The sequence below is a fragment of the Sphingomonas sp. 77B genome (assembly GCF_056497825.1).
This window is the reverse complement of record NZ_JBWMBY010000001.1, coordinates 38,522-51,790: the sequence shown is the minus strand read 5'-3', so window position 1 is coordinate 51,790 and position 13,269 is coordinate 38,522. Positions and strand designations below refer to the sequence as shown.

Below are 13,269 nucleotides of genomic sequence, written 5' to 3'. Positions count from 1 at the left end.
CATCCGTAAACGTGATAAACCGGCCCATTGTGACACGGGGGCCCAGATGATCGTCGATATGCGCGCGGAGCGTCAGGACAGGTCGGACATGCCGAACGCGGAGGCGGACATGCTGGATTATGCCCCCCTGTCTCACGCCGATGAGACGTCTCCCGACGAGGGGGGCGAGGCCGCCATGCCGTCCTCCCCCAGCCCCTGGCTGGACGAGGGGACGATGCCCGTCGAGGAGGAAGCCCCCGCGCGCTGGCCCTTGATCGTCGCCGTCCTGGCCTCGGTCCTGTGGGTGGTGGCGAGCCTGACCTGGGGCATCATCGCGAGTGCGTCGCTATCACCATCGACGCTCGCGCCGCTGGTCACGCTGGCGATGGCCGGGCCGATACTCATCGCGATCCTGTGGCTGGTCGGTCAACGGAGCAGCCGGGCCGAACAGCGCCGCTTCGCGCTGACCGCCCGCGACATGCGCGCCGAAGCCGTCGCGCTGGAGCGCGCGGTCGCCGCGATCGGGCAGGCCCTTGCTGCCAATCGCTCGGAATTGTCGGCGCAGGCGATCGCCCTGTCCGAAATGGCGCACGCGGCCGAGACCCGCTTCAACACGATCGCCCGCGATCTGGCCGACGATATCCAGATGGTCGAGGCGCATGGCCGGACGCTGGCCGATATAGCCGGGACCAGCCAGGCCAGCCTGACCCAATTGCTCGACGCCCTGCCCCGCGCGGCCGACGAGGTCGGCGAAGCCAGCGACCGAATGGCGGAAGCCGCCCGATCGGCCGAAATCCACGCCTCGGCGCTCGATGCCCAATTCGTGGCGCTCGGGCGGCGCGGGCAGGATGCCGATACCATCGCCAGCGGCGCCGCGCTTCGCCTGGCGACGCACCTCGAACAGATGGAGGCGACCAGCCGCACGGCCAGCGAACATCTGGAAAACGTCACCGCCAATGTCGCGACGACGATTGACGCGCTGCTCGATCGCACTGCCGAGGCGATCGACCAGTCCCGCAAGGGCATCGCCGCGCAAGGTGAGGCGATGCTGGCTATGGTCGCCGCCAATCAGGCCGCGCTCGACAGTGCCGCGCGCGACAGCGCCGACGCGCTTGCCGAGCGCTTGACCACGGTGGACGGCGCGGTGGCGCGCCTGTCGGCCGAACTCGAGGCGCAGCGTATCGCGGGCGAGACGATGATCGACACGCTCGATACCGAGTTGGAGCGGGTCGAGACGCGCATCGCGGTACTCCATGCCCAAGGCACCGAAAAGTCGCAGATGCTGGCTGCCTCGATCAGCGCGCTCGGCGGCTCGGCTGATGCCATGACCGGCGCACTGGAGGCGGGCGAGTCCATGGCCAACCGCGTCATCGGCACGACCGAGACGCTGCTGATCGCTCTCGATGCCGCGGCGCGCGAAATCGACGAGACGCTGCCCGAGGCGCTCGGGCGCCTCGACCAGCGGATGCACGCCAGCCATGAGGTCGTGGTCGAAACCAAGCCCGAACTCCTCGCGCTGGTCGCTGCGGCCGAGAGCACGCATGAAGCGATCGAGGCCATTGCCGACGTCATCGCCGAACAGCGCCAGACGCTGGAAACTCTGTCGGGTTCGCTGATCGAAACCCTGTCGACGGGCCGCGCCAAGGCCGATGCGCTGGGCATGATGGTAGAGGAGACGATCGAACGGTCGCACCAGTTCGCCGACGAGGCGGCGCCCAAGCTGGTCGATGCGCTGCTGCGGGTTCGCGAAACCGCCGCGACGGCCGCCGAAAAGGCGCGCGAGACGCTGGCCGATGTGATCCCGCAAGCCGCCAGCGCGCTGGAAATCGCCAGTGCCGAGGCGATGCGGCGCGCAACGGGCGACACCGTCGAGCGGCAGGTCCATGCGATCGTCGACGCCACGCAAAATGCCGTCGAGGCGGCGACCCGCGCGACCGAACGATTGGCGCGGCAGGCCGACATGATCGTCGAGAAGACCGCGATCGTCGAATCACGGATTGAGGAAGCGCGAACCGAGCGCGAAGAATCTGATCGCGACAATTTCGCGCGCCGCGCTTCTCTTCTCGTCGAATCGCTCAACTCCGCATCGATCGACATCACCAAGATCTATGCGCCCGAGATCACCGACAGCGCCTGGGCCGCCTATCTGAAGGGCGATCGCGGCGTGTTTACCCGGCGCGCGGTGCGGATCCTGGACTCGCACCAGGCCCGTGACATCGCCGACCTGTATGACGAAGACCCCAAGTTCCGCGATCATGTGAACCGCTATATTCACGACTTCGAGGCGATGCTGCGCGGTGTGCTCGCCCAGCGTGACGGATCACCGCTGGGCGTGACGCTGCTGTCGTCGGATATGGGCAAGCTCTATGTGGCGCTGGCACAGGCGATCGAGCGGTTGCGGTAACGGCGGGAATCCCTTGCCCTTCGCCCTCGCTGAGTGCGAACGGAGGGCTGAAGCAATCACCCCCTCCGCCGTTCAGCCTGATCGAAGTCGAAGGCCAAGGGTAATCTTCACCCGTTCAGCGCATAAACCCGCAACCGATGCCCATCCGGGTCGAGCGCGACGAAACTCCGCCCGAATGGCCGATCCGTCGGCGGCATCATCATGGCGACACCCTGCGCCGTCCATTTCGCGTGACAGGCATCCACCGCGTCATGATCGTGCCGGAAGCCCAGTTCGATGGAGCCGGTCGCGCCGTGCGCAGGCGGATCGATCACATCACGCCGCCACAGGCCAAGAGTCGTGCCGGAATCCATCACGAACAGGGTGAACGCGTCACCCGCATCGACCGGCTCACGCTGCAATATCCCGCGATAAAAATCGGTACTGGCCACCATGTCGGCGACGTGCAGCAAAATGGTGGTGGCGGGGCAGGTCATGGAAAGGCTCCTTCGTTCGAGAGGAGCACCGCCTATCCGACCGCCGCGTCAGTTTCCGTCAGCAGGAAACGCTCCTGGGGAATGCCTTCCGCCTCGCGCCATTCGCGGAGCATGACGGCGCGACGACGGGGGTAACGCTCGGGTAAAGTCCGGGCCGTGACGATCCGGTCGATGCGGAACGTCCGATAGGCGCTGCGTAGTTCGCACCAACCCAGCAGCACATCGGCGCGGTCGAACAGCGCGATCGCGATCGGCCAGATGATACGCTCGGACGCGTGACCTTCGGCGTCGCGATAGAGGAGCGACAATCGACGCTCCGCCCGGATCGCAGCGCGCAAGGGGGCCGGGTCGACCGCCGCTTCATACGGTTCGGCGCGCGAGGCAATGAACAGAGCCGTATCGCGCATCGCATCGGCCTGTTCCGCCGTCATCGCGCGCATGATCCGCGCGGCCGCACTGCGCGCCGCCTGCCCCATCGCCGGGTCCGCCCGCTCGGCGACCCAGCGTGCGCCAAGGACCAGCGCCTCGATCTCCTCGACGGGAAAACGCATCGGTGGCAGCATGAAGCCCGGCTTCAGCCGATAGCCGAACCCCGCCCCGCCCTCGACATCCGCGCCCATCGCCTGAAGCGTCGCGATGTCGCGGTACAGGGTGCGAAGGGAAATGCCGAGCTGCTCGGCCAGGTGCCGTCCGGAAACGACGCCGCTCTGACGATGGAGCAGGTGGAGCAGATCGAACAGGCGGGATGCGCGCGCCATGTCAGACGCGTCCGCTCACCCCGCTCCAGTCGAGCATGTCGGCCGTGATCCAGCCATAGACATAGTTCAGGTAGAACAGCACGAACATCACCGTCGCCACGATCGTCGTGCGCAGGAAGAAGCGGCCGATCAGAAAGACATGCGGCGCGCTCTCGGCGGTGCCGGGGATATGCTCCGCGCCGACCTCGTGCGTGGTCCTGACCCCGAAGGGCAGGACCAGGAACACGGCGAGAAACCAGAACAGGACGTAGATCGCGAGGGCCGACGTCCAGTGCATGGTCTTATCCCTCGATCAGCAGGACGTCGACGATCGGCTTCTTGCCGGTCCAGCGCGTCGCGACCTTGCGCACCGACAGGCGGATATCCTCACGCAGCTTGTCGGTCGCGCGGCGTGGGCCATCGACCGCCTTGGCCGCAGCCGCCACCGCCTCGGCGATGAAGGCGTCACGCTCGTCCTCGACCGGCACACCCTGCACGCGCACCTGCGGACTGCCGACCAGCCGCCCCTTGGCGACCGCGACACCGACCGAAATCTGGCCGTTGATCGCCAGCTTGCGCCGCTCGTTCATCGTCGAGCCGTCCGACGGCAGAATGACGTCGCCGTCGAGCACAAGACGACCGACCGGCACATTGCCGATCTTGGTGGCATTGCCGGGCAGCAGGCGGACCATGTCGCCGTCCGACTGGACGATCGTGGCGGGCACGCCCTGCGTCGTGGCGAAGCGGGCATGCTCCATCATGTGCCGCATCTCGCCATGCACGGGCATCAGCGTGCGCGGGCGCAGCCACTTGTACATCTGCGCCAGTTCGGGCTGGCCCGGATGGCCCGAGACATGGACATGTGCCTGACGCTCGGTGACCATGCGGACGCCCTTGCCCGCCAGGATGTTCTGGATACGGCCGACCGCCGTCTCGTTGCCCGGAATCTGGCGCGCCGAGAAGATCACCGTGTCGCCGGTGTCGAGCCGGATCGTATGGCTGCCCTCGGCTATGCGCGACAGGGCCGCGCGCGGCTCCCCCTGGCCGCCGGTCGCGACGATCAGCACGCGGTCCTTGGGAAGCCGCATCGCGGTTTCGGGATCGACGGTCTCGGGAAAGCCCTTAAAGTACCCACAGGCCTTGCCGACCTTCAGGATCCGGTCGAGCGAGCGGCCGGTGACGCACAGCTTGCGGCCCGTTTCCTTGGCGACCTCGCCCAGCGTCACCAGACGCGCGGCGTTGGAGGCGAAGGTGGTGACGACCACCCGTCCCTTGGCCTTGGCGACCGTCTCGGCGATGCCGGGGCGGACGCTGGCTTCCGAACCCGAGGCTTCGGTGTTGAAGGCGTTGGTGGAATCGCACACCAGCACGTCGACGCCCATGTCGCCGATCGAGGACAGCTGCGCGGGGCTGGCGGGCTTGCCGATGACGGGGGTCTGGTCGAGCTTCCAGTCGCCGGTATGGAACACGCGACCGACGGCGGTCTCGATCAGCAGCGCATTGGCCTCGGGGATCGAGTGCGACAGCGGCACGAAGGTGAAGTCGAACGGGCCGACCTCGAACGTCTTGCCCGTCTCCATAACCCGCAGCTTGACGCGATTGGCGCTGCCCTCTTCCTCCAGCTTGCCGCGGACGAGCCCGGCGGTGAAGGCAGTTGCATAGATGGGCACGCCCAGGTCTTCGGCCAGATAGGGCAGCGCGCCGATATGGTCTTCATGCCCATGGGTCAGCACGATGCCGACCAGGTCGTCCAGACGATCCTCAATGAAGCTCAGGTCGGGCAGGATCACGTCGATGCCGGGATAGGCCGGATCGGCAAAGGTGATGCCGCAATCGACCATCACCCACTTACCTTCGGTGCCGTACAGGTTCACGTTCATGCCGATTTCGCCCGATCCACCGAGCGCGCAGAACAGCAATTCTTTCTTGGGAGTCATTCACTTCCTGACAATGGAAGCCCCTCCCCGCTGCAAGCGAGGTTCAGGGGCATTAGGTTTTGCGCCGGTCAGGGCGCGGTCATTCTTTCGCGGATACGGACGCCCTGCGGCTTTTCGCGGGCTGCCCGATCCGAAACTTCAATGCGCAATATGGGCGCGTTCCCACAGGATCGCCAGCCCCTGAATGGTCAGGTCGGGCTCGATATGATCGAAAACATCGGTGTGCGGGCTCAAAAGCGCCGCCAGTCCGCCGGTCGCCAGCACTTTCACCGGGCGACCGACCTGTGCCTTCAACCGCGCGACCAGCCCCTCGATCATCGCGACATAGCCCCAGAAGATACCGATATGCATCTGGTCGACCGTGTTGCGGCCGATCACGCTGCGGCTCTCCGGTGCCTCGATCGCGATGCGGGGCAGCTTGGCGGCGGCCGTCACCAGCGCATCGAGCGACAGGTTGATGCCCGGTGCGATGATCCCGCCCTTGTACGCGCCCTGATAGTCGCTGATATCGAACGTCGTCGCCGTGCCGAAGTCGATCGTGATGAGGTCGCCGGGATAGAGCGCATGCGCCGCGATCGTGTTGACCGCGCGATCCGCGCCCAGCGAGGCGGGTTCGTCGACGTCGATGGCGATCCCCCATTCCACCGGCGCACGTCCGGCGATCAGCGGATCAACCTTGAAATATTTCTGCGCCAGCACCTGAAGATTGTGGAGCGCGCGCGGCACGACGGTGGCGATGATGACGCCCGTCACGTCCTCGCGCGCATAGCCTTCCAGCGCGAGCAATTGGCTGAGCCACACCGCATATTCGTCGCCCGTGCGGCGCGGATCGGTTGCGATGCGCCAGCGGCCCTTGATCGTCCGCCCGTCGAGCAGCGCGAAGACCACGTTCGTGTTCCCGGCATCGATGGCAAGCAGCATGAAAGTCCCTCAGACCAGGAAGATATCACCGGCATGGATGACATGCGATGAGCCATCCGCCAAGCCGAGCCTAAGCGCGCCGTCGCTCGCCAAACCGTCGAAGGTGCCGGTCAGCACCTGTCCATCGGGCAGTCTGGCGGTGAGCGGGGTGCCACGCGGATGCGCGCGCGCTTCCCAGCGTGTGATGACGGCGGCCAGCCCCTGCGTCCGCCAGATCGCGACCCAACGTGTCATGGCATCGGCCAGGAGCGCCTGCATTTCCGCGGGCGGGACAGCGACGCCATGATCGCCCAGCGCGGCCGTGACGCGATCGGATAAGTTCGGGGCCGACGCCAGATTGATCCCCATGCCGATGACGATCGCATCGCCGGTGCGCTCCAACAGGATACCCGACAGTTTCGCACCGTCGATCAACAGGTCATTGGGCCATTTGAGCGCCAGACGGGAGCCGACCTCGGCCAGGCAGGCGCGAACCGCCTCCTCGATCGCCACCGCCGCGACCAGCGCCAGCGTGGCGGCCATCGGATCGCCGGGGCGCAGCCGCACCAGGGTCGATCCGTAGAAGTTGCCGGAGGGCGAGGACCAGTCCCGCCCCTGGCGTCCGCGCCCCGCCGTCTGGCGGTCGGCGCGGAGCCATAGGCCGTCTTCGCCGCCCGCTTCCGCGAGCTGGCGAAGATCGGCATTGGTCGATCCCGTTTCCGGGACGTGCAGCAATCGGCTCAGAACAGCGTCCGTGCCGCCGCCAGCGACCATGCGCCGAGCAGCGGGATCGCCAGATAGCCGACCGGCGAGACGAACAGCGCCGACAGCGCGATCAGGCCGCTCTCGACCGGCTCAGCCTCGGTATTGGCCCAGGAGCCGACGGGCTCGTCGAAGAACATCGTCTTGACGATGCGCAGATAGTAGAAAGCACCGATCACCGAGGCGACGACACCGATCACCGCCAGCGGGAACAGGCCCGCCGCGACCGCCGCATTGAACACCGCGAACTTGGCATAGAAACCGAGCAGCGGCGGAATGCCCGCGACCGAGAACATGAAGAAGGCCATCGCCCAGGCCAGGCCGGGACGCGTGCGCGACAAGCCGGACAGGCTGGCGATCGACTCCAGCGGGTTGCCATTCTCGTCACGCATACGGATGACGATCAGGAACGCGCCCAGCGTCATGATGACGTAGATGGTCAGATAGGTCAGCACCGCCGCGACACCCTGCGCCGTACCGGCCGCCAGACCGATCAGCGCGAAGCCGACATTGTTGATCGACGAATAGGCGAGCAGCCGCTTGATGTTGGTCTGCCCGATCGCGGCCACGGCACCCAGGATGATCGACGCCAGCGCGGCGAAGGTCACGATCTGCTGCCACTGCTGCGCGGCCGAACCCATCGCCTCGACGGCGACGCGTACGGCCAGCGCCATCGCCGCGACCTTGGGGGCCGAGGCGAAGAAGGCCGTCACCGGGGTTGGTGCGCCTTCATAGACGTCCGGGGTCCACATGTGGAACGGCACCGCCGACATCTTGAACGCGAGACCGGCGAACACGAACACCAGACCGAACATCAGCCCCAGCGACCGCGTGCCCATCGCCGCGTCACGGCCATAAGCGCCCGCAATCTGTGCGAAATCGGTCGAGCCGGTGAAGCCGTAGACAAGCGAGATGCCGTAGAGCAGGATACCCGAGGCCAGCGCGCCGAGGACGAAATACTTCAGGCCCGCTTCGGCCGAACGGCCGTCGCGACGCATGAAGCTCGCCAGCACATAGGCCGACAGGCTCTGCAGTTCGAGACCGACATAGAGCGTCAGCAGATCGCCCGCGGACACCATCATGCCCATGCCGACCGAAGAGAGCAGCATCAGGATGGGATATTCGGGACGCAGATCCTCACCCGGCGAGCGGGCGAAGAAGCGGGGCGCCATGATGATCGCCACCGCGGTCGCCAGATAGATCAGCACCTTGGCGAAACCGGCAAAGGCATCGGCCCGGTACAGGCCGCCAAAGGCGAGCCCGCCCGTGGTCGCAGGCCCGGTCAGAGCGACCATCGCCCCCGCCAGCACGAACACCGCCGCGATGGAGATGCCGCGCGTGGCGTTCGTCCCACCCGAGGCGGCGACGAGCATCAGCGCGATCGCGCCGAGGGTCAGCACCAGCTCGGGCAGGACCATCAGAAGGTTCAACGAATAGCTCATCAGTGCGCCTCCCCGTGCGCAGCTTGGTGCTCAGGGGCATGGGTGGTGGCCAGCGCAGGGTTACCCGCGGTCGGACGGCTGTCCGAGCCCGGATTTGCCCGGTCGACGCGCTGCAGCAGGATCGCGACGTCCTTGCGCATCGGCGCGAGGAAGCTTTCCGGGTACACACCCATCCACAGCGTCACCGCCGCGATCGGGGCCAGCAGCCACAGCTCGCGCGCCGACATGTCGGGCATGGCGGCGACCTCGTCCGACTTGATCTCGCCATAAGCGATCCGCCGGTAGAGATAGAGCATATAGGCCGCACCCAGGATGATGCCGGTGGTGCAGAGCAACGCCGTCCAGGTCGACACCTGATAGGTCCCCATCAGCGACAGGAATTCGGCGACGAAGCCGCTCGTGCCCGGCAGACCGATCGACGCCATGGTGAAGAACAGGAAGAACACGGCATAGCGCGGCATGTTGATCGACAGCCCGCCATAGCGCGCGATCTCACGGGTGTGCAGCCGGTCATAGATGACGCCGACGCACAGGAAGAGCGCGCCCGATACCAGACCATGGCTGAGCATCATGATCATCGCGCCTTCGATGCCCTGCTGATTGAAGGCATAGAGGCCGATGGTCACGATCGCCATGTGCGCGACCGACGAATAGGCGATCAGCTTCTTCATGTCGGACTGCACGAGCGCGACCAGCGAGGCATAGATCACCGCCACCGCCGACAGGCCGAAGATCAGCCAGGTCAGCTGGCCGCTCGCCTCCGGGAACATCGGCAGCAGGAAGCGCAGGAAGCCGTAGCCGCCGAGCTTCAGCAGCACGCCCGCCAGGATGACCGAACCCGCCGTCGGCGCCTGCACGTGCGCATCGGGAAGCCAGGTGTGGACCGGCCACATCGGCATCTTGACCGCGAACGAGGCAAAGAAGGCGATCCACAGCCAGGTCTGCACCGAGGCCGGGAAGTCATAGGCGAGAAGCGCCGGGATCGAGGTCGTGCCCGCCGTGCGCGCCATATAGAGCATCGCCACGAACATGAGGAGCGAGCCGAGCAGCGTGTACAGGAAGAACTTGTACGACGCGTAGATGCGGTTCGCCCCGCCCCAGATACCGATGATCAGATACATCGGGATCAGGCCGGCTTCGAAGAAGACGTAGAAGAGGAACAGGTCCTGCGCCGCGAAGGTGCCGATCATCAGCACCTCGGTGAACAGGAACAGGCCCATATATTCGGGCACCCGCTTGTCGATCGCACGCCAGCTCGCGCCGATGCAGATCGGCATCAGGAACACGCTGAGCATGATGAGCAGCAGCGCAAAGCCATCGATGCCGAGCGACCAGCCGAACGGGCCGAATAGGCCAGGCGCATGTTCGACGAACTGCCACTGGGCGCCGCCCACGTCGAACTGAGTCCAGAGCACGATGCCCAGGGCGAAGTCGATCAGCGTGGCGGCGAGCGCCAGCAGGCGCGCGCCCTGCGCGGTGAGGAAGAGGCAGGCGATCGCGGCAACAGCCGGGACCGCCAGCATGACGGAGAGGATCGGGAAGCCCTGCATCACGCGATCAACCCAAAATGGCCCAGGTGACGGCCGCGGTCAGGCCGATCAACATGACGAAGGCATAGCTGTAGAGGTATCCCGTCTGGAAGCGCGCCGCACCCTTGCTGCCGAGCTGGACGAGCCAGGCGACACCATTGGGGCCGAAGCGGTCGATCGTCTTCTCGTCGCCACGGTGCCACAGGAACCGGCCGATCGCGAAGGCGGGGCGCACGAAGAGGAAATGGTAGATCTCGTCGAAATACCATTTGTTGAGGAGGAAGCGGTACAGGATGCGGAACTGGTCCGCGAACTTGGCCGGGAACTCCGGTGCACGGATATAGGTCAGATACGCGGTCAGCAGACCGAGCAGCATCACCACCGTCGCCGACAGCTTCACCCACACCGGCACGCCGTGCATCGAGTGCATCAGATGCTCGTTGAAGGCGATCGCGCCCTTCCAATAGGTCTCGCCCGCGTCCGGCTCGATGAACCAGCCGTGGAAGACGAAGCCCGCCGCGATCGCACCGATCGACAGGACGATCAGCGGGATCAGCATGACCAGCGGGCTCTCATGCGGATGATAGCCGCCGGTGCCCTCGGGCATATCGGCATGGCCTGCACCATGGGCGTGGGGCTCGTGACCGGCATCTTCCGAATGCGCGTCGTTATGATGCGCATCATGAGCGTGTCCGTGCGCATGATCGTCATGGCCGTGGCCATGCGCGTCGTGCAGCGCGTGCTGAATATGCTCCGACCCGGTCCAGCGCGGCTTGCCCCAGAAGGTCAGGAACATCAGGCGCCACGAATAGAAGCTGGTCAGCAGTGCGGCGATCACGCCCGCCCAGAAGGCGAAGCCCGAACCACCCGCATAGGCGACCTCGATGATAGCATCCTTCGAATGGAAGCCCGCGAAGCCGAACGCCATCGGATTGCCGAACAGCGCCGGGATACCAACGCCGGTGATCGCCAGCGTACCCATCATCATCGCCCAGAAGGTGAGCGGGATGTGACGACGCAGGCCGCCATAATAGCGCATGTCCTGCTCATGGTGCATCGCGTGGATCACCGAGCCCGCGCCCAAGAACAGCAGCGCCTTGAAGAAGGCGTGCGTGAACAGGTGGAACATCGCCGCGCCGTAAGCGCCGACGCCCGCCGCGAAGAACATGTAACCGAGCTGCGAACAGGTCGAATAGGCGATGACGCGCTTGATGTCGGTCTGCACCGTGCCGATCGTCGCGGCGAAGAAGCAAGTGCAGGCACCCACCACCGTCACGACGCCCAGCGCGGTCGGCGAGGTTTCGAACATCGGAGACAGGCGGCACACCATGAATACGCCCGCGGTCACCATAGTCGCCGCGTGGATCAGCGCCGACACCGGGGTCGGACCTTCCATCGCGTCAGGCAACCAAGTGTGGAGACCCAGCTGCGCCGACTTACCCATCGCGCCGACGAACAACAGCAGGCAGAGCACGGTCATCGTGTCGAACCGATAGCCCAGGAAGCCGATGGTCGAACCCGCCATGCCCGGCGCGGCGGCCAGGATCGCCGGGATCGAGACGGTCCCGAACACCAGGAAAGTGCCGAAGATGCCGAGCATGAAGCCCAGGTCGCCGACACGGTTGACCACGAACGCCTTGATCGCGGCCGCATTGGCCGACGGCTTGCGGAACCAGAAGCCGATCAGCAGGTAGGACGCGAGGCCCACGCCTTCCCAGCCGAAGAACATCTGGACCAGATTGTCCGCCGTCACGAGCATCAGCATCGCGAAGGTGAAGAGGCAGAGATAGGCGAAGAAGCGCGGCTGATCCGGCTCCTCGCTCATATAGCCCCAGCTATAGAGGTGGACGAGCGCCGAGACGCTGGTGATGACCACCAGCATGATCGCGGTCAGCGAGTCGACGCGCAGCGCCCAGTCGACCGACATGGTGCCGCTGGTAATCCAGTGGAGCACCGGCGTCACCGTCGCGACGTTATGGCCCGACAGATAGCCGATGAAGATCGGCCATGACAGGGCGCAGGAAATGAACAGCGCGCCGGTCGTGACGACCTTGGCGGGCACGTTCCCGATGGCCTTGTTGCCGAACCCCGCGATTGCGGCGGCCAGCAACGGCAGGAAGACGATAGCGAGGATCAACCCGATTACCCCTTCATCCGGTTGACGTCGTCGACCGCGATGGTGCCGCGGCCACGGAAATAGATGACCAGGATCGCCAGACCGATCGCCGATTCACCGGCGGCCACGGTCAACACGAACATGGCAAAGACCTGCCCCACCAGATCCTGAAGCGCGGCCGAGAAGGCGACGAGGTTCAGGTTCACGGCGAGCAGGATGAGCTCGATCGCCATGAGGATGACGATCAGGTTCTTCCGGTTGAGGAAGATACCCAGCACCCCCATGGTGAACAGGATCGCTGCAACGACCAGATAATGGACGAGACCGATCGTCACAGTTCCACCCCCTGCCCGATGGGCTGATTGATGTTGCGGATCGCCTCATGCGGCTGACGCGCATTCTGCTTGGCGATGTTCTGCGGACGGACGCCGCCCCGCTTGCGATGGGTGAGCACGATCGCGCCGATCATCGCGACGAGCAGGACCAGGCCCGCGCCTTCGAAGATGAACAGATAGCGCGTGTACAGCAGGTTGCCGATCGCCTGGATGTTGGACACCTCGGGCGCGATCGGGGCCGCACGGGCCGCCAGCTGCACGCCGCCGACGCTCCATGCCTGGAACGCGATGATGACCTCGGCCAGCAGCGCTACCGCCAGGGCGAGGCCCAGCGGCAGATAGCGCGCAAAGCCCGCCCGCATCGCCGCGACCTCGATATCGAGCATCATGACGACGAAGAGGAACAGCACCGCGACCGCGCCCACATACACGATGACCAGCAGCATCGCGATGAACTCGGCCCCGCACAGCACCATGAGGCCCGCGGCGTTGAAGAACGCCAGGATCAGCCACATGACCGAGTGCACCGGATTGCGCGACGCGATCGTGAGCCCTGCGGACACGATCACCACGGTCGCGAAAATATAGAAGGCGATAGCCTGTATCACTGCCTGTCAGGCCCCTTTTCTGTCCGCCCCGAACCGTTGGTCGC

Annotated in this window: 12 protein-coding genes; 1 reads left to right on the top strand and 11 read right to left on the bottom strand. The window is 65.7% G+C overall.

All coding sequences use genetic code 11. From position 1 onward, the window contains the following. The first annotated feature begins 46 nt into the window (after nt 1-46). Nucleotides 47-2,383: a coiled-coil domain-containing protein gene (locus tag AC1GI4_RS00265; protein ID WP_479628125.1), complete on the top strand. Its 2,337-nt coding sequence runs from the start codon at nt 47-49 to the stop codon at nt 2,381-2,383. 107 nt (nt 2,384-2,490) lie between these two features. Here the strand turns inward: AC1GI4_RS00265 and AC1GI4_RS00260 are convergent, their stop codons facing one another. From AC1GI4_RS00260 to AC1GI4_RS00210, 11 genes are all read right to left on the bottom strand, one after another. Next, nucleotides 2,491-2,859 (bottom strand): VOC family protein, encoded by a 369-nt coding sequence (locus tag AC1GI4_RS00260; RefSeq protein ID WP_479628124.1) that lies wholly within the window; start codon nt 2,857-2,859, stop codon nt 2,491-2,493. A gap of 32 nt (nt 2,860-2,891) precedes the next feature. After that, nucleotides 2,892-3,617 (bottom strand): helix-turn-helix transcriptional regulator, encoded by a 726-nt coding sequence (locus AC1GI4_RS00255; RefSeq protein ID WP_479628123.1) that lies wholly within the window; start codon nt 3,615-3,617, stop codon nt 2,892-2,894. A gap of 1 nt (nt 3,618) precedes the next feature. Further along, complete coding sequence (locus AC1GI4_RS00250; protein ID WP_479628122.1) at nt 3,619-3,894, bottom strand: DUF1467 family protein; 276 nt, start codon at nt 3,892-3,894, stop codon at nt 3,619-3,621. A 4-nt stretch (nt 3,895-3,898) separates the two neighbouring features. Beyond that, nucleotides 3,899-5,533, bottom strand: a complete 1,635-nt coding sequence (locus tag AC1GI4_RS00245; protein ID WP_479628121.1) for a ribonuclease J — start codon at nt 5,531-5,533, stop codon at nt 3,899-3,901. A gap of 138 nt (nt 5,534-5,671) precedes the next feature. After that, a complete protein-coding gene (locus AC1GI4_RS00240; protein ID WP_479628120.1) occupies nt 5,672-6,454 on the bottom strand; it encodes a type III pantothenate kinase in 783 nt (260 codons plus the stop codon). Between the two features lie 9 nt (nt 6,455-6,463). Next, the gene (locus AC1GI4_RS00235; protein WP_479628119.1) at nt 6,464-7,207 is read right to left on the bottom strand and encodes a biotin--[acetyl-CoA-carboxylase] ligase; all 744 of its coding nucleotides are present in this window, start codon (nt 7,205-7,207) and stop codon (nt 6,464-6,466) included. After that, entirely contained in the window at nt 7,174-8,637 is a 1,464-nt protein-coding gene (gene nuoN / locus AC1GI4_RS00230; RefSeq protein WP_479628118.1) for an NADH-quinone oxidoreductase subunit NuoN, read from the bottom strand. The genes AC1GI4_RS00235 and nuoN overlap by 34 nt, the downstream gene beginning before the upstream one ends. After that, nucleotides 8,637-10,187 carry an NADH-quinone oxidoreductase subunit M gene (locus tag AC1GI4_RS00225; protein ID WP_433911301.1) on the bottom strand — a complete coding sequence of 517 codons (1,551 nt, stop codon included), beginning with the start codon at nt 10,185-10,187 and terminating at the stop codon, nt 8,637-8,639. The genes nuoN and AC1GI4_RS00225 overlap by 1 nt, the downstream gene beginning before the upstream one ends. Nucleotides 10,188-10,194: 7 nt before the next feature. Then, a complete protein-coding gene (nuoL, locus tag AC1GI4_RS00220) occupies nt 10,195-12,309 on the bottom strand; it encodes an NADH-quinone oxidoreductase subunit L (RefSeq protein ID WP_479630313.1) in 2,115 nt (704 codons plus the stop codon). Further along, a complete protein-coding gene (nuoK, locus tag AC1GI4_RS00215; protein WP_007404079.1) occupies nt 12,309-12,617 on the bottom strand; it encodes an NADH-quinone oxidoreductase subunit NuoK in 309 nt (102 codons plus the stop codon). Before nuoK ends, nuoL begins: the two co-directional genes overlap by 1 nt. Next, entirely contained in the window at nt 12,614-13,225 is a 612-nt protein-coding gene (locus tag AC1GI4_RS00210; RefSeq protein WP_007404217.1) for an NADH-quinone oxidoreductase subunit J, read from the bottom strand. The genes nuoK and AC1GI4_RS00210 overlap by 4 nt, the downstream gene beginning before the upstream one ends. Nucleotides 13,226-13,269 lie beyond the last annotated feature (44 nt).

Excerpts from the sequence above, each read along its gene's own strand:
- AC1GI4_RS00265 (WP_479628125.1), top strand. The coding sequence starts at position 47 with ATGATCGTCGATATGCGCGCGGAGCGTCAGGACAGGTCGGACATGCCG.
- AC1GI4_RS00260 (WP_479628124.1), bottom strand. The coding sequence starts at position 2,859 with ATGACCTGCCCCGCCACCACCATTTTGCTGCACGTCGCCGACATGGTG.
- AC1GI4_RS00255 (WP_479628123.1), bottom strand. The coding sequence starts at position 3,617 with ATGGCGCGCGCATCCCGCCTGTTCGATCTGCTCCACCTGCTCCATCGT.
- AC1GI4_RS00250 (WP_479628122.1), bottom strand. The coding sequence starts at position 3,894 with ATGCACTGGACGTCGGCCCTCGCGATCTACGTCCTGTTCTGGTTTCTC.
- AC1GI4_RS00245 (WP_479628121.1), bottom strand. The coding sequence starts at position 5,533 with ATGACTCCCAAGAAAGAATTGCTGTTCTGCGCGCTCGGTGGATCGGGC.
- AC1GI4_RS00240 (WP_479628120.1), bottom strand. The coding sequence starts at position 6,454 with ATGCTGCTTGCCATCGATGCCGGGAACACGAACGTGGTCTTCGCGCTG.
- AC1GI4_RS00235 (WP_479628119.1), bottom strand. The coding sequence starts at position 7,207 with ATGGTCGCTGGCGGCGGCACGGACGCTGTTCTGAGCCGATTGCTGCAC.
- nuoN (WP_479628118.1), bottom strand. The coding sequence starts at position 8,637 with ATGAGCTATTCGTTGAACCTTCTGATGGTCCTGCCCGAGCTGGTGCTG.
- AC1GI4_RS00225 (WP_433911301.1), bottom strand. The coding sequence starts at position 10,187 with ATGCAGGGCTTCCCGATCCTCTCCGTCATGCTGGCGGTCCCGGCTGTT.